The sequence below is a fragment of the Halobacillus campisalis genome (assembly GCF_030345335.1).
In the GTDB taxonomy this organism is placed as follows: Bacteria; Bacillota; Bacilli; order Bacillales; family Halobacillaceae; genus Halobacillus_A; species Halobacillus_A campisalis.
Window position 1 is genome coordinate 367,353 of sequence record NZ_JAPVRC010000001.1, and the last position, 23,371, is coordinate 390,723.

Annotated in this window: 24 protein-coding genes; 1 reads left to right on the forward strand and 23 read right to left on the reverse strand. The window is 41.1% G+C overall.

Going from position 1 to position 23,371, the window contains the following annotated elements; all coding sequences use genetic code 11:
* Positions 1–14: 14 nt before the first annotated feature.
* The 21 genes from ndk to prsW form a co-directional block, all read right to left on the reverse strand.
* Positions 15–461, reverse strand: a complete 447-nt coding sequence (gene ndk, locus O2Q26_RS01810) for a nucleoside-diphosphate kinase (protein ID WP_289214308.1) — start codon at positions 459–461, stop codon at positions 15–17.
* A 92-nt stretch (positions 462–553) separates the two neighbouring features.
* Positions 554–1,522: a heptaprenyl diphosphate synthase component II gene (gene hepT / locus O2Q26_RS01815; RefSeq protein WP_289214309.1), complete on the reverse strand. Its 969-nt coding sequence runs from the start codon at positions 1,520–1,522 to the stop codon at positions 554–556.
* Positions 1,523–1,537: 15 nt separating this feature from the next.
* Complete coding sequence (locus O2Q26_RS01820; protein WP_289214310.1) at positions 1,538–2,251, reverse strand: demethylmenaquinone methyltransferase; 714 nt, start codon at positions 2,249–2,251, stop codon at positions 1,538–1,540.
* A 3-nt stretch (positions 2,252–2,254) separates the two neighbouring features.
* Positions 2,255–3,055: a heptaprenyl diphosphate synthase component 1 gene (locus O2Q26_RS01825; protein ID WP_289214311.1), complete on the reverse strand. Its 801-nt coding sequence runs from the start codon at positions 3,053–3,055 to the stop codon at positions 2,255–2,257.
* 90 nt (positions 3,056–3,145) lie between these two features.
* Positions 3,146–3,370, reverse strand: coding sequence for a trp RNA-binding attenuation protein MtrB (mtrB, locus tag O2Q26_RS01830; protein ID WP_253934671.1), 225 nt, complete (start codon positions 3,368–3,370; stop codon positions 3,146–3,148).
* 122 nt (positions 3,371–3,492) lie between these two features.
* Positions 3,493–3,765, reverse strand: a complete 273-nt coding sequence (locus O2Q26_RS01835; RefSeq protein WP_082233987.1) for an HU family DNA-binding protein — start codon at positions 3,763–3,765, stop codon at positions 3,493–3,495.
* Positions 3,766–4,122: 357 nt separating this feature from the next.
* Complete coding sequence (gene spoIVA, locus O2Q26_RS01840; protein ID WP_253934670.1) at positions 4,123–5,601, reverse strand: stage IV sporulation protein A; 1,479 nt, start codon at positions 5,599–5,601, stop codon at positions 4,123–4,125.
* 640 nt (positions 5,602–6,241) lie between these two features.
* Positions 6,242–6,967 carry a YphF family lipoprotein gene (locus tag O2Q26_RS01845; protein ID WP_289214312.1) on the reverse strand — a complete coding sequence of 242 codons (726 nt, stop codon included), beginning with the start codon at positions 6,965–6,967 and terminating at the stop codon, positions 6,242–6,244.
* Positions 6,968–6,983: 16 nt separating this feature from the next.
* On the reverse strand, positions 6,984–7,181 hold the full coding sequence (locus tag O2Q26_RS01850; RefSeq protein ID WP_289214313.1) for a DUF2768 domain-containing protein: 198 nt from the start codon (positions 7,179–7,181) through the stop codon (positions 6,984–6,986).
* 198 nt (positions 7,182–7,379) lie between these two features.
* Positions 7,380–7,640 carry a stage VI sporulation protein F gene (locus O2Q26_RS01855; protein WP_289214314.1) on the reverse strand — a complete coding sequence of 87 codons (261 nt, stop codon included), beginning with the start codon at positions 7,638–7,640 and terminating at the stop codon, positions 7,380–7,382.
* A 60-nt stretch (positions 7,641–7,700) separates the two neighbouring features.
* A complete protein-coding gene (locus tag O2Q26_RS01860) occupies positions 7,701–8,741 on the reverse strand; it encodes an NAD(P)H-dependent glycerol-3-phosphate dehydrogenase (RefSeq protein ID WP_289214315.1) in 1,041 nt (346 codons plus the stop codon).
* 22 nt (positions 8,742–8,763) lie between these two features.
* Positions 8,764–10,074 carry a ribosome biogenesis GTPase Der gene (der, locus tag O2Q26_RS01865; protein WP_253934665.1) on the reverse strand — a complete coding sequence of 437 codons (1,311 nt, stop codon included), beginning with the start codon at positions 10,072–10,074 and terminating at the stop codon, positions 8,764–8,766.
* A 343-nt stretch (positions 10,075–10,417) separates the two neighbouring features.
* Entirely contained in the window at positions 10,418–11,014 is a 597-nt protein-coding gene (locus O2Q26_RS01870; protein WP_289214316.1) for a YphA family membrane protein, read from the reverse strand.
* A 106-nt stretch (positions 11,015–11,120) separates the two neighbouring features.
* On the reverse strand, positions 11,121–12,155 hold the full coding sequence (fni, locus tag O2Q26_RS01875) for a type 2 isopentenyl-diphosphate Delta-isomerase (protein WP_289214317.1): 1,035 nt from the start codon (positions 12,153–12,155) through the stop codon (positions 11,121–11,123).
* 15 nt (positions 12,156–12,170) lie between these two features.
* Positions 12,171–13,307, reverse strand: a complete 1,137-nt coding sequence (rpsA, locus tag O2Q26_RS01880) for a 30S ribosomal protein S1 (protein WP_253934812.1) — start codon at positions 13,305–13,307, stop codon at positions 12,171–12,173.
* A gap of 100 nt (positions 13,308–13,407) precedes the next feature.
* Positions 13,408–13,998 (reverse strand): lysophospholipid acyltransferase family protein, encoded by a 591-nt coding sequence (locus tag O2Q26_RS01885; protein ID WP_253934662.1) that lies wholly within the window; start codon positions 13,996–13,998, stop codon positions 13,408–13,410.
* Positions 13,985–14,683, reverse strand: coding sequence for a (d)CMP kinase (gene cmk, locus O2Q26_RS01890; protein WP_289214318.1), 699 nt, complete (start codon positions 14,681–14,683; stop codon positions 13,985–13,987). The genes O2Q26_RS01885 and cmk overlap by 14 nt, the downstream gene beginning before the upstream one ends.
* 166 nt (positions 14,684–14,849) lie before the next feature.
* Positions 14,850–15,515: a flagellar brake protein gene (locus O2Q26_RS01895; protein WP_289214319.1), complete on the reverse strand. Its 666-nt coding sequence runs from the start codon at positions 15,513–15,515 to the stop codon at positions 14,850–14,852.
* Between the two features lie 127 nt (positions 15,516–15,642).
* Entirely contained in the window at positions 15,643–16,977 is a 1,335-nt protein-coding gene (gene ypeB / locus O2Q26_RS01900; protein WP_289214320.1) for a germination protein YpeB, read from the reverse strand.
* An 11-nt stretch (positions 16,978–16,988) separates the two neighbouring features.
* Positions 16,989–17,741, reverse strand: a complete 753-nt coding sequence (sleB, locus tag O2Q26_RS01905; protein ID WP_289214321.1) for a spore cortex-lytic enzyme — start codon at positions 17,739–17,741, stop codon at positions 16,989–16,991.
* A 1,471-nt stretch (positions 17,742–19,212) separates the two neighbouring features.
* Positions 19,213–19,875: a glutamic-type intramembrane protease PrsW gene (gene prsW, locus O2Q26_RS01910; protein ID WP_289214322.1), complete on the reverse strand. Its 663-nt coding sequence runs from the start codon at positions 19,873–19,875 to the stop codon at positions 19,213–19,215.
* 87 nt (positions 19,876–19,962) lie between these two features.
* On the opposite strand from prsW, the gene O2Q26_RS01915 reads away from it, so the two are divergent.
* A complete protein-coding gene (locus O2Q26_RS01915; RefSeq protein WP_289214323.1) occupies positions 19,963–20,934 on the forward strand; it encodes an asparaginase in 972 nt (323 codons plus the stop codon).
* A 68-nt stretch (positions 20,935–21,002) separates the two neighbouring features.
* Here O2Q26_RS01915 and O2Q26_RS01920 read toward each other — a convergent pair whose 3' ends face one another.
* Both O2Q26_RS01920 and O2Q26_RS01925 read right to left on the reverse strand, forming a co-directional pair.
* The gene (locus O2Q26_RS01920; RefSeq protein WP_289214324.1) at positions 21,003–21,986 is read right to left on the reverse strand and encodes a YpdA family putative bacillithiol disulfide reductase; all 984 of its coding nucleotides are present in this window, start codon (positions 21,984–21,986) and stop codon (positions 21,003–21,005) included.
* 87 nt (positions 21,987–22,073) lie between these two features.
* On the reverse strand, positions 22,074–23,354 hold the full coding sequence (locus O2Q26_RS01925; RefSeq protein WP_289214325.1) for a Glu/Leu/Phe/Val family dehydrogenase: 1,281 nt from the start codon (positions 23,352–23,354) through the stop codon (positions 22,074–22,076).
* Positions 23,355–23,371 lie beyond the last annotated feature (17 nt).

Here is a 23,371-nt window from a genome sequence, read left to right on the forward strand (position 1 = left end):
GCTTCTATTATTCTTTAATATACCCACGAAAGACCGTCTTTTGTATAATCTTGAATTTCTTCGCTGTTAAAAAACAATCCGATTTCCCGCTCGGCGCTCTCTTTCGAGTCAGACCCATGAATAACATTCTTACCTACGATCAAACCATAATCTCCTCGGATCGTTCCAGGCGCTGCTTCCTGAGGATTAGTAGATCCCACTATTTTTCTGGCTGTGGAGATGACGTTCTCCCCTTCCCATACCATCGCGAATACGGGTCCGGAAGTAATGAAATCGACGAGCTCCTCAAAAAATGGTTTGCCTTTATGTTCCCCATAATGCTCTTCAGCAAGGGATCTGTCGATTGTCATAAGTTTAGCGCCAGCAAGCTTAAAACCCTTTCTTTCAAACCTTGCAGTAACTTCACCAATTAAACTACGTTGTACTCCATCTGGCTTAATCATTAAAAATGTCTTTTCCATGGATAAACACCTCAGTTTATGTAATGTATGAAAGCGCTTTTAAATAGCACCATAAAAGATTTTACCAAAATTTGAGTATTGTGGCAAACCTTTTATGTTCTTCTTTTTCCAATGTACTTCGCTATACCTTTTAATGTCTGCTTGGCGCGGTTTTGCGGTAGTATTTCTAAAGCTTCATATGCTTTTTTCAAGTATCGGTCACTCAATTCTAAGGACTTATCTATCGATCCGTTTGTTTTAATCCTTTGAATAATCCAGGAGAAATCATCAGGTGTACTTTTTTCTTTTAGAAATACTTGAAGCAATTCATCTTTGATTTCGTGATCTTCAAGCGAATATAGTACAGGGAGAGTGATATTCCCTTGAATTAAATCACTACCTGCAGGTTTTCCTAATTCTTTCTCGGATGCTGTGAAATCCAGTACATCATCAATGATTTGATAGGACATCCCGACGTAGTAACCATAACGGTATAATGCCTTTTCTTCTTCTTGACCGACGCCTGCAGCGATAGCTCCCATACGGCAGCTCGCTGCAATTAATATTGCCGTTTTGCGCTTGATTCTTCTTAGGTAGCTTCGAACGTTTTGATCAATATTATATTTATCTTTTATTTGTTCAATTTCACCTAAACAGAGCTCGACCATAGTTTCCGCTAATATTTGATGAGCTTTGGGATCATTCAATGCTGATAGATTCTCTAACGATCTAGCAAATATGTAATCCCCTGTGTACATAGCTATGCGATTATCCCATCTGGACTTAATCGTTTCTTCACCGCGTCTTACTTCAGCTTCATCTATAACATCATCGTGAACTAAGGAAGCTGTATGAATCAACTCAAGAGAAACGGCGACTGACTTCATCCGTTCAATATCATAGTTCCCAAATTTGCCTGCTAGCAGAACGAACACAGGCCTGATCCTTTTACCTCCTGCATTTAGAAGCTGGCTTGAGGCTTCTCTGAGTACAGGATTATTCGATTGGATCGTCTCGTTGACAGCATCTTCAATTACTGCCAAATCTTGCTTTAAGAAAGAATAGATCATTGCTAATTTCATATAGTTCATCCTCAATTATGACAGTGGCTTTTCTCCCATATGCATTGCGGCTGCACCGCCTGTATAAGACTTGATTTTCACATTTTTCAAGCCCGCTTGTTCAAACATGTCTTTGAGCTCCATTTTCCCGGGAAAATCTTTGGCAGATTCATGAAGCCAGCTATATTCTTCATAACTTTTTGCAAAGAACTTACCGAACAAAGGCATGACTTTCCCAAAGTAGAAGTAATATAATCGTTTAAATATCGGGTTGGTCGGCTGAGAAGTTTCTAGACAGACGACCTTTCCACCGGGCTTAACGACACGTTGCATTTCTTTTAAAACTTGAAGATAATCAGGGACGTTTCTAAGTCCGAAACCAATCGTGACAAAATCGAACTGGTCATCTTCAAAGGGGAGATCCATAGCGTTACCATGTTCGAATTCAACTTGTTTCATTTTTGCCGCAAGTTTCTTTTTAATACCGACAGAAAGCATATTTACGCTGAAATCAAGACCGATCACTTTCCCTGACGAGCCGACCAGATCAGCAAGTGACATCGTCCAATCCCCTGTTCCGCAGCAGACATCCAGGGTTTGATCACCTTTTTGAACATTCATCCGCTTCATGACGTCTCTTCTCCAGAGTCGATGCTGCTGAAAGGATATGATGGAATTCATCGAATCATAGCGGCTATATATTTTTTCGAATACGCTGTGTACGCGTTCTTCCTTGGACTGTGACTGCATATATTACCCTTCCTCTGCAATGTTCGTTTTATAAAATTTTTGATAGATTGCGGAATGGATGTAAGCTTTCAGCCAGTTGAAATGTATTGGCAGCTGGGATACTGACGTTTCCAAATTTGAGATATGCTTATGGAGCAATTGCTCAATGTTGAAAACAAGCTGTCCACCGGTTTCCGCAGAATCCGGCCGCTTTACTAACAGATCCATTACAGGGGAGAAGCGCCCCTCCTGATAACTGTTTTTTTCTTGAAGTAACCTTTTAGCTAACAACCAATCCCCAGCCATATCGTTAATTGTGGTTTTCTGGACATATGTCGCTACACGCTGAATAAGCAAGGACTCGATTTTCTTTAGAGAAGTAAGAAATTCCTGAAAAGAATCTACATCTTTATAGTACAACTCCATTTTCAACTCATTGATCTCTTTTATCGCTCCCGCCAATGTACGGATCATCGCGATGTCATTGAGCTGGGAAAGGACATAGTAATACAATCCGCTATAGTAATCCCCCGCCAAAACTGTAAGCTGTCGAGTCCGCACGGTGTCTTGTTCATCATCGTCCTCCGTTAACGTTACTAAGTCATGAGTATCCAGAGCTATTTGAACGAGCATAGTCGTTATAATGTATTTCTCTTTTTTTAAAGGCGAAAGGGTCGTGTGATCCATGATAGAAATCAAAATAGCAAGCTTGTCCTCATCAATTACCGGGTCGGCAATAAACTTAGCCAAAAACGGATGGCGGACCTGGTTTGCTATTTGGTTCTTTAATTGGTCAATCTTCATTTCGGATGGAATCACCTTCATCACCTTATCCCTTTCTTAGATACGGTTAAAACATAATCATTATAGCATAATCTTTAGTCTCAATCTCTATTATGTACTCAGCAGAGCCGATTACTCTGCATCGTTTGTCATTTCACCATGACTTGTTTGAATGATTGCTTTTCCTCTGACTTTAACAGCTGATGTATGTTCAGTGAATTGAGCAATCATGACTTCATTGCGGTCTAATTTCTCAGAGTGATGAAACCGTGTGTCTGTACCTCTTGTAAGGCCAATAACATTTACCCCGTCTTCTAAAGCTTTGATAACAAAAAAATCATTTTCTGAAGTCGCCATCTAACGTGCTCCCTTCTTTAAACTTACTATCTCTTACTCGATTTATTATGTCAATCATTCTAACTTTTCAGCATTGAAAAAAGGGTGCTATAAAAGCACCCCTTCTGAGCCCTATGTAGCTATTATTTAACAGCATCTTTTAGGGCTTTACCAGGTTTGAAAGCTGGAACTTTACTTGCGGAAATTTCGATCTCTTCTCCAGTTTGCGGGTTACGGCCTTTACGAGCCGCACGCTCACGTACTTCAAAGTTACCGAATCCGATCAGTTGCACTTTCTCACCATCTTTAAGTGAATCCATGATAGATTCGAATACAGAATCAACTGCTTGAGTCGCATCTTTTTTGGAAAGCTCGGCTTTCTCAGAAACTGCATTGATTAGGTCTGTTTTGTTCATGACATTCACCTCCTTCCAAGAAGGTTGCTCTTTAAAATGAATTTACATCACTTAAAGTGCCTCATTTATCACCAACATTTGATGACAAGCCTTATATTAAACGAGTTTGTACTGAAATTCAATAGAAAATACTTTTAGAATGCCTATTTCTAGCGGTTTCTAAGGATTATTCTACTGTTCGTTTAGAATTTATGGTTATATTTTCCCCACACAAAAAAACCACAGAACCCTTGATATGAAAGGGTTTGTAGTCATTCGTGGTTTTTTATTATATTAGGAAAAGCTTTCTTGGATCCTTGCAGTAAAATTTTTTAATTCAATTCGATAAAAAAACTAAAACGGCCCGATGAGGAGCCGTTAAAGGATAATGGCAATCATGCCGCCAGACCCTTCATTGATGATTCTTTCTAATGTTTCTTTTAATTTATATCGAGCATTTTCCGGCATCAAAGACAGTTTGGCTTGAATGCCTTCTCTGACGATTGAACTTAGCGATCTGCCGAATATATCAGAATTCCAAATCGACAGCGGGTCTTCTTCAAAATCCTGCATCAAATAGCGGACAAGTTCTTCACTTTGTTTTTCTGTACCGATGATAGGCGAAAATTCGGATTGAACGTCAACTTTGACCATATGAATGGATGGAGCCACAGCTTTCAGCCTGACACCGAACCTGGAACCTTGTCGAATAATCTCCGGCTCATCTAACACCATATCCTCAAGACTTGGTGCTGCAATCCCGTACCCTGTCTGCTTAACCATTTGCAGAGCATCGGCTACTATATCGTATTCTCTTTTCGCATGAGAAAAATCTTGCATGATTTCAAGCAGGTGATCCTTGCCTCGTATTTCTTCTCCGACAATTTCTTTCAAGATATGATCATACAATTGTTCTGGAGCTTGTAAATCAATTTCGGCGATGCCTTCCCCGAGATCCATTCCTGATATATGAGCGCCCGTAATATGCTCGTATTGATCAAAGTTTCCGATCACGTAATCTACATCGCGTAACCTTTTGATATCCTGGACAGTATCCTCTATTGCTGACTGCAGATGTTTCCTTAACCAATGACGAGAGTCAAGCACCATTACCCAGCTCGGAAGGTTGACATTAACTTCCAAAACAGGGAATTCAAATAACGCTTCTCTTAAGACGTTATGGACATCCTGTTCCCGCATGCTTTCAACGGATAACGCAAGGACCGGAATATCATACTTTTCTTTTAATTCATTTTTTAATCTTTCCGTGCGGTCACTGTGAGGCTGGGCAGAGTTTACAACCATAATAAATGGCTTTCCTACTTCCCTTAGCTCTTCCACAACTTTTTCTTCCGCCTGTACATAGTCCTCACGCGGGATTTCCCCAATCGTCCCGTCAGTTGTTACTACGATTCCTATCGTGGAGTGTTCCTGGATTACTTTTTGAGTACCTATTTCAGCCGCTTCATTAAATGGAATAGCCTCTTCATACCAAGGTGTATGAATCATTCTTGGTCCATTCTCATCCTCATAGCCGACAGCACCTTCAACAGCATATCCCACACAATCCACCATTCGTACTCGAACGTCTAAATGTTCATCGAACTTTATGGAAGCCGCCTGATTAGGAACAAACTTAGGCTCAGTGGTCATTATGGTTTTTCCTGCAGAGCTTTGAGGCAATTCGTCCAAAGCTCTTTCTCGTTCCGAACTATCCTCCATATTCGGAATAACCACAAGCTCCATGAATTTCTTTATGAATGTAGATTTCCCTGTACGTACAGCACCTACGACTCCCAGATAAATATCTCCGTTCGTTCGCTTGGAAATATCACTGAAAATATCAACCTTCTCCAAAGGATCCCCTCCCAGATAAAATTTCACTAAATTACAAGCTTGGACACTCTCATTCTATGTCATGACCCTATAGAATTATGCTTGAAATTAATTTGTCACCCATGAACTATTTCTAAAATGTCCAGAAACGGAGAGTGTGTAAGCTTCGTCATTTCCAGTTATCTGTTAAACCATAGTTACTAATAATGGAGCTTGAAAGTTCGGGGAAATCACCCTCTTCCCACGGGCGTATAATGAGCTTCCTCTTGGTGATGCCCTGTGAAGTCTTGCAATATCCTGAACCCTCTTGTGTTTGTGAGGATAACGGCGACAGACGAAGCGGAGTTTCTTTTGAAAAGACCCTGTTAAATTTCAGTGATGATATTCATATAAGCTCCCTAATCTTGAAGGCTCCGCTTCGAGATGTTCGGACTCTTCCCGTTATCTTTGACAGCGTTTGAAAACCCGGGAAATCACCCGCTTTCCGTGGGAGCTCGCAATTTTCCGGACCTCCTTGCGATTGTGAGGATAACGGAAACATCTAAGCGGGTGCTTAAGGAAAATTTACTCTCCAATACTAGATGTTCATTTATCACTTCCATATATTAATATAAAAAAACGCTGCCAAAAGTTCTCGGCAGCGTGAAGCACACATCTGTGTTCAACTAGGAGGTTCCGTCATGAAAACGGGTTCTCCTTCTTCAATTGTATAAGCCGGGGAGTATGCAGGCGCAAAGGGTGTATGATCAGTAAGCAGGTAGCGGATATCATCTCCCTCTTCATAGGAGTGATCCTCTTTTCTCATCAGGTCGTACAATTCTTTTCGATAGTCGACTAATAGTTCACCACGCTCATTTATATATACCGGCAGCGATTTCTCGCTGTAAGGGCTGTCTACAGTCGGCGGTGAATCAAGTCCCATTTCTTCAAACTTGACATCATATACGTTTCTTGCAATCTTATCTTTCAGAGGTGGGTACTTATTTTCATCTTCGTAAAAGTCTACTTTAAGCTGTAATGATCGTAATGATTCTGCCATTCTTAAATCTACTATTTTTACTGTAGGATCGTCATCTGGCCGGATAATTACGTATTGATAATATCCGCCGTTCTCAAAAGAATTACCAGGTGATTCGCCCATCAACCCGCGTTCACGTAAAGAATTGAAATCCAATGGGTATTTAATAAAATCGGGGGTGTCTTCATCCCTTGTTTTTATCGGCAGCAATCCTGATTCCTGTTCTTGATACTGCTCGACTGCCTGTTGGACAGAGTCCAACTGCTCCTGGTTCGTCGGCTCATTTTTTCTGAGTTCTGAATCCGGATATAAACATCCAGTAAGTATAACCCCCGCTAAAGGAAGGATAAATAATTTAAGCCATTTCACGAAAATCACCCTCCTTCTAGGTTGTAGGCCCGCTGAATACAATGTATAGAATGATAAGGCCTCCGAAAATCATGAACAAATAGGCGAATACAGCTACAATTATAGAGATCGGTCCCGTCAATTTAAACCGGCTCAAGTATATAAGCCCTGTGGCCAAAAATAATGAAATAATTCCAGCAAACGATATGTACATTTTTAATAGAGCTACAGACATCGAGTATTTCCTCCTAAAATCCCATTAAACTCGTTGGTATTATACCACAGTCGGCAGTCTTTCGCAGTCAAAAAAAATCCGGAGCTCTCCGCTCCGGCCGACTAAATAATTCCCATTTACAGCTCATACTTATTAACTGCTACGGATTATAGTATGCAGAATTATGGAGGACGGTATCCTTCAAACGCCTACATATAGTTACCCTTTAAAATACTTACCTAACGTATTCATATCAAGAGGTATATTTTGTTTGATGATCGCCTCGACAATTTTATCCTCTTTTTGCTTTGATACCGGCTTATTAGCTATATAAGCTAATTGCTTCACCAGCCTACGTACAACTTTTTCATCCGTGAAGTCCGCATTTTTTACAGAATCCGCTACTTTATAAACGTCATCTGGATTTATATTTGCTTTGTTCTGCAAATGATCAAAAATATTCTTCTGAAAATTACTCATCTCTGTTGACCTCCTCGTGCAATTGTTTCTTCGTAGTATATGCACGAGGAAGGTAATGTGTTAGTTATTCATCTGGTCATCGAGAATATTAGTTAAATCCTCCATTTCCCGGCGTCTGATCCTCGTCATCAGCTGGGTGACCACATCTTTAGGATCTGCATTTTCAAACAGGATTTTATAAATTCCAGCTGTGATCGGCATATCGACTCCTCGTTCATTTGATAGTTGATAAGCAGCCTTTGTCGTACGGATTCCTTCGACTACCATCCCCATCTCTTCTAGAACTTCATCTAAATGGGAGCCTTTCCCTAATTGATTACCAGCTCTCCAGTTTCGACTGTGAGAACTTGTACAGGTGACGATGAGATCACCGATTCCAGTAAGACCCGAAAATGTAAGAGGGTTCGCTCCCATAGATGTTCCCAGTCGGGCGATTTCAGCTAGGCCGCGTGTAATTAAAGCAGCTTTAGCGTTATCTCCGAATCCTAATCCATCAGAAATGCCGGCCCCTAAAGCAATAATATTCTTTAACGCTCCTCCTAGCTCTACACCTACCAGGTCTGGAGACGTATACACGCGGAATAGCTCATTGATAAACAGGTCCTGAACAGTAGCTGCAACGTCCAGATCTTCTGATGAAACCGTCACTGTTGTCGGGTGTTTAAGACTGACTTCCTCGGCATGACTAGGGCCTGACAATACAACGATATCATGATAATACTTTTTAGGGATTTCCTCTGCGATGACTTCTGAAACACGCTTATATGACCCAGGCTCAATGCCTTTAGAAGCATGGGTAATCGTCACCTTATGATTTAAATGCTGCACCAGCTGGCCGCATACTTCGCGCATCGCTTTTGTAGGTACGACGAGGATAATATGTTCAACTTCACTTACTACAGCACCCATATCAGAGCTGGCCTTAATATTTTGAGGCAGCGAAATTCCTTTTAAATATCTTTCGTTTTTATGAGTGCGATTAATATCGTCTGCAAGTGATTCACGGTGTGACCATAAATGTACATCATGCCCATTATCGGCTAATACCATAGCAAGAGCTGTACCCCAGCTTCCTGCCCCTAATACAGCGACTTTTTCCATACAAGTCATTCTCCTTTCAAACTTAACTTCGTTTTCTGGCAATAATCTTGATAGGTGTCCCTTCAAAGCCAAACGCTTCACGAATTCGGTTTTCAAGGAATCGTTCGTACGTGAAGTGCATCAACTCTGGCTCATTAACAAATACCACAAATGTAGGAGGTTTAACCGCCACTTGAGTCGCGTAGAAGATTTTTAACTTTTGTCCTTTTATTGAAGGTGTTGGGTTCATAGCCAAAGCGTCCATGATCACTTCGTTTAGAACACTGGATTGAACTCTTCTTGCATGATTTTCGCTGGCTTCAATTACTTTAGGGAGCAAGGTGTGCGTCCGTTTCTTCGTTTTAGCAGATAAGAAGGCGATCGGAGCGTAATCTAAGAATCGGAAATTCGACCGCACGTCATCTTCGAACTCTTTCATAGCCTTTTCATTAGAATCCACTGTGTCCCACTTGTTAACAACGATAATTACAGCTTTACCTGCCTCATGGGCATAACCAGCAATCTTTTTATCCTGCTCCTGTATGCCTGTCTCAGCATCAATCAAGCTTAGAACGACATCTGAACGTTCTATAGCTTTCAAAGCTCGCATAATGCTGTATCTTTCAGTCGATTCATACACCTTACCACGTTTTCTCATGCCCGCAGTATCGATGATGACGAAATCACGATCGTCTTTAGTAAAAGGTGTATCGATAGCATCTCTTGTAGTTCCAGCAATACTACTGACAATCACTCGTTCTTGACCGAGCAGACTGTTGACTAAAGATGATTTACCAACATTCGGTCTTCCTATCAAACTAAAGCGAATGGTATCGTCATCAATCGGCTCCGTCGTCTTCTCCGGGAAATATTCGACCGCGGCATCAAGCAGGTCACCAAGCCCTAGACCATGGGTGCCTGAAATAGGATATGGTTCACCAAACCCTAAAGAATAGAATTCATAAATGGTTTCCCTCATTTCAGGGTTATCCACTTTATTTACGGCAAGTACAACTGGCTTATTGGATTTAAAGAGGATCTTCGCCACCTCTTCATCCGCCCCGGTGATGCCATCGCGTCCATTTACCATGAATATGATGACATCAGCCTCATCAATAGCCACCTGGGCTTGGGCTCTCATTTGCACAAGCAATGGCTCATCGCCTAATTCAATACCTCCTGTATCAATCACGTTAAAAGTGGTCGTCAACCATTCGGCTTCCGCATAAATTCTATCCCTCGTCACTCCAGGGGTATCTTCTACGATAGAGATACGATCACCCACTAAACGATTAAAAATTGTAGACTTTCCCACATTCGGGCGCCCTACGATCGCTACTACTGATTTTCTCATGAAAGGGTCATCCTTTCTTACATCCTGAATTATTTTTGTTATTGGTTTTTTTAAACATAATTATATAAAGGCTCTGTTACATTATGGCGTGGGGACTTGATCCCTCCATCACGAAAAAAACAAACGGTTTCCTATCCACACTCTTCTGTTGTGTAGATTAAAGGTAACCCCGCCATCACAGCAGACTCATCAATTCCAAACTTTTCTGAGTCATACAAAAAAATACTGCTGTTCTATGGAGGCTTTAAGAGCCCTGCTTCCAATAGAATAGCAGAAATAGCCTAACTTAATTATATTAGCAAATTAGACACTAATATACAATTACTAATTTATCGACTAAAGATTATAAACCACTTAATGCCTGTCTGCGTTTCTTACGTCTGATTTTATATGTTGAGCGCCTTACAAATTGTACACCTTCTAATACCATAAGGATGATAATTCCTTTAATGAGAGTGGTGTGAAGCGACATCAGATCGACAAAATTATCAATTCCCAGCGGATGCCTCAAGCTATTCACTAAAAGAATTCCTAGTGTATTCATTAAAATCCAGAGTCCAATTTGTCGATTTAAAGAAACGTGAAACACATGTATGATATACATCAGGAGGACAAGGCCAGCAGTCGCTCCAGGAAATAGATACCATACCGGATTTGTCAGCAGAAGAATATGGATCAGAGACCATAAAACAATGAATAGAACGGCCCATAAGTGACCTATAACAGATTGCTTTCTTTCTGACCAAAAATAAATACCGAAACAAGCCTCCAAGCAGAGAAACATAGACATATTTTCGTACGGCTTCATAAAAAAAGTGAACGAAATCATTTGAATCAATAAAAAAATAATCAAGCCATCTTTATAAACGGAACGAGAATTCAAAAAGAAAAAGCTCATGATAAAAGCCGCCCAAGCGAACCAATAGTAAGTACCAGCCATAGTATCTCTCCTTATCATCCATTATGGCTGAATGATCTTTTTCTTAAACAGGCAGCCCGGCTGAGCATCACTTAATTTAAATCCGAAAATAAAAATAGAGCTCATCTTATTGATCAGCTCTTTGGTCCAGCCAAGTTTTTGATTCTCCGTGTACGACATAAGGCTTTTTCTGCAATTCAGAAACACTTTGACTATTTGTCAGCATCATGACCATTTTTATTTCTTTGTGTATGTGCTGAATCTCGCTTACTAATTCCTCATACCCTTTCTCTACAAGAACTCTCAACAGACTTCCTGCCATACCAAAACAATTCGCACCAAGGGCTATAGCTTTAGCTCCGTCCAATCCGTTGCGGATGCCGCCTGACCCTATGATATGAATGTTTAATTGTCCAACCAACTCACGCGATTCAAGAAGTGAAATCGGAGTAGGTATTCCCCAATTATCAAATGAAGCAAAGGGCTTTTCACGGCGCATATTTTCCACTTTAGAAAAATTCGTACCGCCTCTTCCGCCTACATCCATATAACTTATCCCTAAATCATAAAGCTGTTTTATTGTTTCCTTTGACATGCCATATCCTACTTCTTTAACAATCACTGGAACCTCAGCTTTACGACAGATGGATTCGATATTATGAAGTCGTTCTCTGAAATCTCGATCGCCCTCAGGCATAATCAACTCCTGCAACGTATTTACATGTATTTGCAGTGCATCAGCCCGGATCATATCAATAGCCATTTGAGCCTGCTCATAATCAGCTTCACTGCCGACATTTGCAAACACAATGCCTTCCGGATTCTCTTTACGAACAATTTCATAACTTGGCCGTTCATGAGGATCTCTTATCGCCGCCATTTGAGACCCCACAGCCATACCGATTCCGGACTCCGCTGCAGCTTTTGCAAGGCTTTTATTGATTTCTAAAGTCCGCTGCCCTCCACCGCCAGTCATTGCATTTACAAAAATAGGAGAACTTAATTGAAGTTCTCCTAAGTTCGTACTTAAATGAAGTTGGTCAAAATTTAACTCTGTCAAACTTTGATGAACGATATCGATGTCATCAAAATGGTTGTAGACATCGCGTTCATGACCGAGGGCATGACGGATATGATCGAGCTTTCTCTCAGATCGGGACAAATCCATCACCGCCTATTACTTCTTATATTTATCTAACTGGTCACCGATCATATCACTCAATGAAAAGCCGGAGTTGTCGTCCTCTTTCTTTTCGTATTGCTTCACTTCTTCACGAGCTTGATCGCGCTCCAATTCTTTCATACTTAATGAAAGTCTTTTAGCATTTTCGTCAACATCAAGAATTTTTACACTGACCGTTTCTCCTTCTTCCAGAACCTCACCAGGAGTTCCAATGTGACGATTGGAAATTTGAGAAATGTGAACGAGACCTTCTACACCAGGGAACACTTCTACAAATGCTCCAAAACTGACGAGACGTCTTACAGTACCTTCAACCACTTCGCCGCTCTTCACTCTGCTGGAGAGATCGTGCCACGGTCCAGGCTGAGTAGCCTTAAGAGATAATGAAATTCTCTCGTTATCACGGTCGACTGAAAGAACCTTTACATTGATCGTCTGACCTTCTTCCACTACATCAGAAGCCTTCTCTACGTGTTCATGAGAAAGCTGGGAAATGTGCACGAGACCATCGATTCCGCCAAGGTTTACGAAAGCACCGAAGTCTGTAAGACGCTGCACAGTACCTTCAATAACCTGTCCTTCCTCAAGCGATTGAAGAACCTCTTGTTTCTTTGTTGATTCTTCCGCTTCAACTACAGCTCTGTGGGAAAGGATGACACGGTTTTGGTCACGGTCTAATTCTACTACTTTGAGGCTGAGGCTTTTACCTTTGTACTCCTCGAAATCCTCTACGTAATAAGTTTCAACTAAGGAAGCTGGAATGAAACCGCGCAAACCGATATCAACTACCAGTCCGCCCTTGACCACATCTTTAACTTCTGCTTCGAAAATTTCACCGCTTTCAAACTTAGCTTCAAGATCCTGCCAAGCCTGGTCAGCGTCTACAGCTCGTTTCGATAATACGATTTCATCATCTTCGACTTTTTTGACTTGCAGAGTAAGTTCGTCACCTTCATTTACCACGTCGGAAGCTTTTTCTACATGCAGACTGGATAATTCACTAATAGGTACAATGCCTTCAACTTTATATCCAACATCTACAAGGACTTGTTTTTCTTCGATTTTCACGACTTTACCAGTCACGATATCCCCTGCAGAAAATTCTTTCATCCCTGATACTTCATGGTTCATTTCATCCATACCAAGCTACCTCCTTCAATTTCCGACACAACCTAATTACAGAAATGCCCTTTTGTCTAACTTCTAATATTTGTAGCGGTTTGTCAAGTGTTTAACCTTTTTCACTATGGATTTTATGCAATTGTCTGATTTCTTCCATAATGTAATCTGTCACCACTTGAGCAGAAGCCTTCTCATCACGATAAGACTGGATGTCGATAGGCTTCCCATAGGCTACCTTCAAAGGCTTAAACTTGCGATAAGGACCGATGATCGCACATGGCACTACAGCGGCCTGTGAGCGCAAGGCAAAGAACCCTATTCCCGCTAATCCTCTTCCGATCTCGCCATTCTTTTGCCTGCTGCCCTCAGGAAACAGACCTAAGGCGTGGTTTTCATTAAGAATATCCAATCCTTTTCTCAATGCGTTACGGTCTCTCATTCCACGCTTGATCGGAAAAGCGTGTACTCTTTTAAGAATTCCCCCAATAACCTTGTTTTTAAACAATTCTTCTTTTGCTAAAAAGTAAATGTTCCGGCTGTTTGTGATACCCACCACCGGGGGGTCGACATTAGAAATGTGGTTGGAACAGATGATGACAGGACCCGTTTTCGGAATGTTTTCTTTCCCTACTACTTTAATTCGATAGAGCGGATAAAAAATGACAGAGCACAGCGCTTTCCCGACTTTATACAAATCCATTCTGATCACCTCCCATTTGTTTTTGATTTACGATAGCAATAATTTGATCGACAACTTCTTCAATGGTAAGTGAAGTGGTATCAAGCTCAACGGCACCTTCAGCTTTCACGAGAGGGGAGGCCGTCCTTTTCGAATCGATCTCATCCCTTTTCCTAATATCTTCCATCAATTCATCAATATCAGAGTGAAATCCTTTGTCTACATTTTCTTTATGTCTGCGTTCCGCTCTTTCCTTCACGGAAGCAATCATGAATATCTTCACTTCGGCATCCGGTATGACATGGGTTCCGATGTCTCTCCCGTCCATCACGATTCCACGTTTCTCTACAAGTTTCTGCTGGCGCTCAACCATGATTTTGCGTACTCTTGCATGTTTAGCGACATATGAAACGTTGGAAGTTACTTCATTCGTACGTATTCCATTAGTTACATCTTTATCATCTAAAAATACATGTTGTCCGTCATGTTCTTGAACAAGTTCAATTTTTGTATGCTTCAATAAATCTGAAAGCAGATCTTCATTTTCAAGGTCTACGCTGTTTTCAATCGCTTTAAAAGTCAATGCACGATACATGGCACCTGTGTCCACATATATATAAGATAATTTTTCAGCCACTCTCTTAGCGACAGTACTCTTACCTGCTGCTGCGGGTCCGTCAATCGCTACTGCTAGATCACGTGTCATTAGGTTCTTCCTCCATTTTAATGCAGTACTACACACGAAAACGCACCACCTGGATAGAAAGCGCGCTTTGTTTATACGTATTATTCAACGTGCTTATGTACCTCACTTAACATTAGTTATACTCGTAAAGAATAACATAAATTGCAGCTTGAAATCCATATAAAAACTATTGCTGTTTACTTTTCCTCAGAAGCATCTGCTGTTCAAAGCAATATCGGATGATGATTTGTCGATGCTTTTCTTGAATATCCACAAACTTAATAGAAGTTGTCTCTCTCTGTTGTACTTTAGTCTCATCCGTCCGGACAACCACTCCTGAAACCTCGACATAATGGCGTTCACCAGAATTCAATGCAAGTACCAATGTTAAGTTAACTAAGGTTCCTGGCGCCATGGAGTGACCGGAACGAAGAAGAACAGATACCCCTCCTCCACTCAAATCTCTACTGATCGTTGTGAAGTGTTTTTCAGGATTTTCCTTTTCTTTGACAGCTATGTCGATAGTTGTGTCGATACGAACATATTGTCTTCTTTGTATTTTAATCAATTCATTATTCCCAGGAAAAGTAAGTACCAGCACGGGAATATTCATCTTTCTCCTGGCTGCAACTTCTGTTTTAAACCAGTAAACAGCCTCATTTTCTCCAACGAAGCTTGCATTGAATGGAGTTCCTTCAAAGAAAAAAGCCGTTTTTTGGGTATCTATTTTTACTGGATAATCTATGTACACATAATCCTGGGTGAAATCTACCAGCTTACACTTGAAGCGTTCTATTTCTTCTTGATCGCTTTTATTCAATTCTAAAGTTAGGGAAGTACCTACTTTCAGCATATCCATCCTCTTTTCATTCATGAGACTTTAGCATCAAATATATTATCTCAAATATTACTTAATAATGGTAGTGGATAGTTCAAAAGAATGATAAAAAGCTGCCCTTTCAGGCAGCTTTAATATATGCTTAAGCATCAAATTTCTGTTCACTTGTCCGCATCGTTTCCACTTTTTCTTCGTTACCGTTATCGGCATTGATGAAAATACGGTATGTTTCATCACCTTTAGTCGTTAAAAATTCAAAACAAAGAGTAGGTTCTCCCCCTTCATCTTCAATGACTGCTAAATGGTTATCTTGTATTTCAAGTCCAGGATTGACCATTTCTTTGGCCTCTGTTTCTGACATACCTGGCTCTTTATTAACATTGTCATCTGGATGACTGAAATATTCGATCGCTTCGAGTCCTAGTAAACCTCCATTGTCTAATGCCACCTTGACTTGAACCGAATTGGGATAGTAGCGAATATCATCTTTCACATAAACGAACCGGAACACCCCAACCTTATCGTACTGACTGCTTTCAACGAGCTGCATATTGTCTAAATTCAGCTTATCCACGTAACTTTCGGCTTTAGAAGCGGCCTCTGATAAACCTATCTCAGCTTCCTTTATATCACGATTAATCATGATCATAAAAGGATACCCGCCTTGTCTGGACATGTCCATGTAACCATTTTTTCCATCTTCATTGTAAGAAGCGGTAACGGTAGGAACATCAGCGCCTTTTCCCGATTGAGTAACGGTGAATTTAGAATCATCGACATCCCCAAACCATTCTTTAGCAATATTGATAGCTTCTTTTTCCGAGATTTTTTCTCCCCCCAAATGAGAGAAATCCTGTTTTTCAGGGCTAGAGGACATCCCGGTTTCCATGTTGGTCTGTTGAAACCCGTCCATTGATTTCTCAACCGTTTTAAACCCATTAATGATTGTGTTGTCTGCTGTCTCATCCTTAGTCGCGAGAGCTAATTCAACATCCATCCACCTCAAATTATCTTTTAGTACAACATTTTGAACTTTACGTAATTCGTTACGGATATCTCCCGATTGCTTGTAAAGTTCTTCAAGTCCTGCTACTTCTTTTTCTGTCAGCGGCTCATCATCTAAATCACGGATCGCCGTATTATAGGCAAAGTCTCCTATATCATATAAGAATTGTTCCGTTTTATTAAATGGAAGAAGCGTAAGCGGTAACTGACCTACATCAGAACTGGCTTCGGAAGTTATTCTCCAGATTTCAGCCAATTGAGGAGACAGTTGTTTTCTTGAATTCATGGCCAAAGTCGCACCGATTTTATCGTGTAACGTATCTACATCCGATGTCAATTCATGGAAAGCTCGTTGATAGCTGTTTTCTGCCTGGAGAAGAACAGCTGTTTTTTCCTGATGTTCTTTATAGCCAAATGCTCCAAGCCCGATTACTGTTATAGTCAATAATGAAATCGTAATCCAACGAAACATAACTTTACCTCCTATTTACAAAAAATATGTTTCCCTATTCGCTTGATTTGTGGTCTGGACCAGATCCAGCTTGAAGTTGCCGTGTTAGGGTTAAAATAGTATGTCGCATTCCCTGAAGGGTCCCATCCATTGATAGCATCAAGAACTGCTTCCTCTGCCTTATCGTTCGGTGTAAGCCAAATTTGCCCATCAGCTACTGCTGTAAATGCCAGAGGTTCAAAAATAACTCCTGAAATAGAGTTTGGAAAAGTGGCGCTTTCTAAACGATTCAAGATGACCGCTGCTACAGCCACTTGCCCTTCATAAGGTTCTCCTCGCGCTTCACCATAAACTGCGTTAGCCATCAATTTAATATCGTTTTGAGAATAACCTCCCGGAACATTGACGGCTGTAGGTTCAGAAGGAGCACTCTGGTCGTTACTGCCTTCGTTTTTCGGTAATGCCTGCTCATACCCCTTCGATGCTTTTACTAATTTGTTTTTAACCTGCTGACCGACTAATCCATCAATTTCCATTCCGAATTCATATTGAAAATTTCGCACAGCCCAATAGGTACTCCAGCCGAAAACTCCATCAACCTTTTTACTGTAAAAACCCAAATGTTTCAGTCGAGCTTGCAATTCTATAACATCTTGTCCAACTGCGCCGTGCTGGATCACTTGATCACTAAAAGCGTGCGCCGTTCCCTGGTCCTCCATATTTGGTACTGGTAATATTAGTAGAGCGAAAAGTAAAGAAGCCATTGTGATTTTTCTCAAAACCATTTCATTTACACTCCTGACCCATTCCTGTATTTATAGAGGTAGTTTTATACAAATTCGACACAATATACACAAACACAAAAAAAAGGCCCCTCCATTTAGTTAGTTCTGATACTTTTGAGAAAAATGTAAAAAACAGCTTAATTATCCCGCTAAAACGAAGTTTGTTTAGTACTAAAAATAGCAGTGTAAAATACAAAACGCTTGGATATTAAAATCTAAGCGCTTTTGTTTGTTAAAATATCTAGTTAAACTATAGCTCCCTATAGTGGAAGACTCAGTTCGAGATATTCGGGCTGTTTCCGTTATGATTGACAGCGTTTAGAGCTCCGGGAAATCACTCGCTTTCCGTGGGAGCGCAGTGAGCCTCCTCGAGCTAACGCTCTCCGGGGTCTCACCAAGCACTCTTTTCCCACAGGAGTCTCGCGATTTCCCGGAGCTCTTAGCGATCATTAGTAGAACGGAAACTCTTATGACAGTACTTCAGTACCTAAGAACACTGAAAAATTAATTATGAAGTTTTTCACTTAGAACATAGCTAGTGGTAGTGTGATACATCACCTCCACCCATGGAGTGTGCCATACCCAAAGTGAAGTGATTTCTTTCCTTAATTAATAAATGAAATCGTTAGAGATGATACCACGCACCTTCCTATTGTTTACGGCATTGCCCTTCAAGGAAAGCGAACTTTGATGGTAGCAAACTGATTGGCTTAACATAGGTCTCTTATTAATAAACTTGAGGCAGAATACGATATATTCATTGGGCAGGGATATGAAATTTTGACGGGAGGGGTTGTTGGGAAGCTGCGAGACTCCTTTTGTAAAAGCGGAAGCGCATCGTTCAGCGGCGTATGGACTGGACGGTGCTGGCGTAGATAAAGGAAACACGAAGAACGAAGGGAGTCGATGTTGACTTATCGTACAGAAGTGAAGGAAGTTTCGTTAAACCGCTAAGCGTCGAAGCTCGAATACACGAGTTTGGTTGGGAAACGTTGATATAAGAGAGTTTTTTGCTTCTCATGTCTTAGTTCCGTCTCTTAATATAAGTTAGGTGGTTTTAGGAATGGGTGAGACTCCTGTGGGAAGAGAGTGATTGGTGAGATCCCGGAAGGCGTTAGCCTGAGGAAGCTCACTGCACTCCCACGGAAAGCGAGTCCATTCCTAAAACCACCTTCCACTCATCATGATGACGGAACAGCAAAGATCCCACAGGAAAGCGAGTAGCTTCACAACACCCCTGACTCTCAACACGGCAACGAACCCATACTATCTCGAAATCAAGTCTTCCACTATCCTGCCAGTTAGGTTAAGAACTACCTTTCACAAGCTGCACATTTTTCCACATCTAATAACGATTAATTCAAACAAAAATAGCAGACCAATCCATATGCGGGTTGGTCTGCTATTTAGTATACTATTACGTCAGTTTCTCAACAAAAACCGAACGGCTATCCCTCAATTGAGGAAGCTTTTATTCCGTGTATGAATTCAACAGTTTTTCGTGGTGACGGTTTGCAATTTTGATTTGTCTCACACCGATCACCCATAAAATGATCATAAAAGGAGCTATATAAATCAGCCAGTTAGACTTTACTATAAAATAGTCGTACAAGCTATGTAATGAAAAAGGTATAATTAATGCAAGAGCCAGGGCAAACTTCTTTTTGCTTACTTTGAACTTCGCTTCCCCCATATAATAGCCCATCATTACTCCAAACAGGGCATGTGAAGATACTGGAAAAACGGCTCGCAATAATGCAATTTCTATCCCATTTGCAAAAATGTAAATAATATTTTCCAAGGTGGCAAAACCTAAGCTGATCGCTACCCCATAAATAATCCCATCATAATGATGATCAAATGCCGCATGACGATAGGCTACAAATAATAAAAAGAACCATTTGAAAAATTCCTCCAGCAATCCCGCGAGAAAAATCGACTTGAACACGGGTTCCTGGAGAAGTCCCTCCGTCTCAAACGCATACTGGATGAACATAAGTGGAAAGACTAGAATCGCTCCGAGGATGAACATGCGGACGATTAAAGGTAACGGCTCCAGTTCGATTCTTTTACTGAAATATATAAAAGTCATTAGTGCAACAGCAGGTGCAATAGCCGCAGTAAATATGGCCATAAAATATCCGCCCTCTCTTCCCATCTCACAGATTTAATCGTATCATGGAAAAGTAAGAAAAGGAATATTAATAGGCAGGAGGTCCTTATGAAAACCATACTAGTGATACATACAGGCGGCACTATATCTATGAAAGAAAATAAAGAAACCGGCGAAGTCAATACTGAGGGAAAGCATCCGCTGGATGAAATTTCTACTCATTTAAAAGGATCGACAGTCATTGAAGATGAAATTCTTTTTTATCTGCCTTCTCCACATATCGGCCCTGAACACATGCTTCAGCTCGGTCAGTATATACATGAAAAAATGGCAGCAAAAAATTATGATGGAATCGTCATCACTCATGGGACAGACACACTTGAAGAAACTGCATATTTTCTTGATTTGTTTCTACAAACAAAAAAACCTGTCATCGTCACGGGAGCTATGAGATCGAGTAATGAAATTGGGTCGGACGGTCTTTATAATTTACTTAGCGCAATTCGTGTTTCAAGCTGTGACGAGGCCCAAGGAAAAGGTGTACTCGTCGTTATGAATGATGAAATACACACGGCAAAGAATGTGACGAAAACATCAACCAGCAACGTAGCGACGTTCCAAAGTCCGCAATACGGTCCAATAGGAATTACTACGAAAAACGAAGTCTTCTTCCATCATAAAACGACAACACATGATTCTTATCCTATTCAAAAATTGAGTAAGAAAGTAGCCCTGATCAAGGCATATGCGGGTATGGACGGTTCTATCATAGAGGCAGTCAAAGAAAGCGGTATCGATGGGCTGGTCATTGAGGCGCTCGGTCAGGGGAACCTTCCCCCAGAGACGATTGCTTCCATTCAAACAACGATTGAAAAAGGTATTTCCGTCGTTCTTGTTTCCAGGTGCTATCAAGGCATTGTGCAGCCGACTTACAGCTATAAAGGTGGCGGCAGCCAACTGCAAAGCATGGGAGTCATATTTGCCAATGGTCTAACTGGCCCTAAAGCACGCATAAAGCTGATGGTCGTATTAGAGATGACGAACAACCCTCTCGAACTCACACCTATGTTCAGCTACTAATTAAATTATTAATAAGTGTGGAAGCATATTTAGTTCGTAACATAAATAAAAAAGAAGCCGAATATCAATTATTCGGCTTCTTTCTGTTTAATGGCACGGGCGATATGTCCGCCGTGAAAACGTCCATTTTCTATAAAAATTTCATTATTATTGTAGCCAGCTGCAATTACACCCGCAATATAAATACCTTCGACGTTCGTTTCCATCGTATTTGGATCAAAGGAAGGCCTGCCTGTGTGCTCATCCATATCGACACCCATGTTTTTAATAAACGAATGGTCTGGACGATACCCTGTCATCGCGAATACGAAATCATTGGGAATGCTGCGTTCTTCCCCTTTACATTCATAAATGACTTGATCATCTGTTATTTCTTTAAGATTGGCACAGAACTCCATGTCAATGACGCCTTTATTAACAAGCGCTTCGAATTGAGGCAGAATCCATGGCTTTATACTTCTGGAGTAATCTTCTCCCCGGTATAGCACTGTAACGTTTGCTTCTGCTTTAACTAATTCCAATGCCGCATCAGCAGCTGAATTTTTTCCGCCGACAATGACGACATCCCGATGATAGTAAGGGTGAGCTTCCTTAAAGTAATGCATTACTTTATCCAACTCTTCTCCTTTGACCCCCATTTGGTTAGGTTGGTCATAATAACCTGTCGCTACAATAACGAAATCAGAGGAATACTCGACCTTTTCACCTGAATTTTTTTCAGTGGAAAGAAGGAATTTTCCATCCGATTTCACAACTTTTTCAACCTTCTCAAAAGGTTGGATGCGCAGATTTTCACGTCCTGCTACCGCCCGATAATAAGACAGCGCTTCGTTTCTTACTGGTTTCTGCCGTTCGGTTATAAATGGGATTTCACCAATTTCCAGCTTTTCACTTGAACTGAAGAATGTCTGGTGGGTCGGGTAATGATAAATGGAATTCACGACACTTCCCTTTTCGATAATCAAAGAATCTATCCCTATTTTTTTAAGTTCAATCGCGGCACTCATGCCACATGGGCCTGAACCTATAATTATTACTTTTTCTTCCTGCACCTTTGTCACTCCTATTCCACATTAAACCATCTCAATAGAAAATCTCCTACCATGTAAATGATAGGAGATTTATGCATGCGAATCAAGTTAAACCCATCCGCGGAACCTGGAGGCCTCAGCCATCTTTCTTACACCGACCATGTAAGCGGCCAGCCTCATGTCTACACGACGCGTCTCCGCAGTCCTATACACGTTATCAAACCCTTTGACAATGACTTGATACAATTTCTCTTCGACTTCTTCTTCCGTCCAGTAGTAACCCTGGTTGTTCTGCACCCATTCAAAATAAGAAACCGTCACTCCCCCGGCTGATGCCAGAACATCCGGAACTAACAGGATTCCACGTTCAGAAAGCATACGCGTAGCATCTATGGTGGTCGGCCCGTTTGCTGCTTCTACCACAATGCTTGCTTTTATTTTATCCGCATTATCCTCAGTGATCTGATTTTCAATGGCTGCTGGAACTAATATGTCACAATCCAGCTCCAAAAGCTCCTTATTGGAAATTGTATTCTTAAATAAGTTCGTCACTGTTCCGAAGCTGTCCCTGCGATCCAATAAGTATTCAATATCTAACCCATTCGGATCGTATAAAGCCCCTTGAGCGTCAGATATTCCCACTACATTAGCGCCCTTATCATGCATGAATTTAGCTAAAAAGCTTCCTGCATTTCCGAATCCTTGAACGACTACGCGGGCGCCTTCAATCTGGATCCCTTTTTTCTTAGCAGCTTCCTCAATGCAGATGGTCACTCCTTTTGCAGTTGCCGACTCACGTCCGTGTGAACCACCCAGCACTAACGGCTTCCCTGTGATGAAACCTGGATTGTTGAATTCATCGATCCGGCTGTATTCATCCATCATCCAAGCCATAATCTGTGAATTCGTAAACACATCTGGCGCTGGAATATCTTTGGTCGGCCCTACGATTTGACTGATGGCACGGACATAACCCCGACTGATCCCTTCTAGTTCTCGGAAGGACATCTCTCTTGGATCACACACAATGCCCCCTTTACCTCCACCGTAAGGTAAATCGACAATACCCGCTTTTAAACTCATCCAAATTGATAAAGCCTTCACTTCTTTTTCTGAAACGTTCGGATGAAACCGAACGCCGCCTTTTGTAGGACCTACAGCATCATTATGCTGCGCCCTGAAACCTGTAAATATTTTAATCGAATCATCATCCATGCGGACGGGAATTCTAACCGTCATCATCCGTATAGGTTCTTTTAATAATTCATATACTTCGTTTGGATATCCAAGTTTGTCTAACGCTTTTTTTACGACAGTCTGTGTCGACTTTAATACATCCAACTTATCATTTTTTTCATTAGCATTGACGTCAGCTTTATCGGCTACCATCGATTTACCTCCTATGT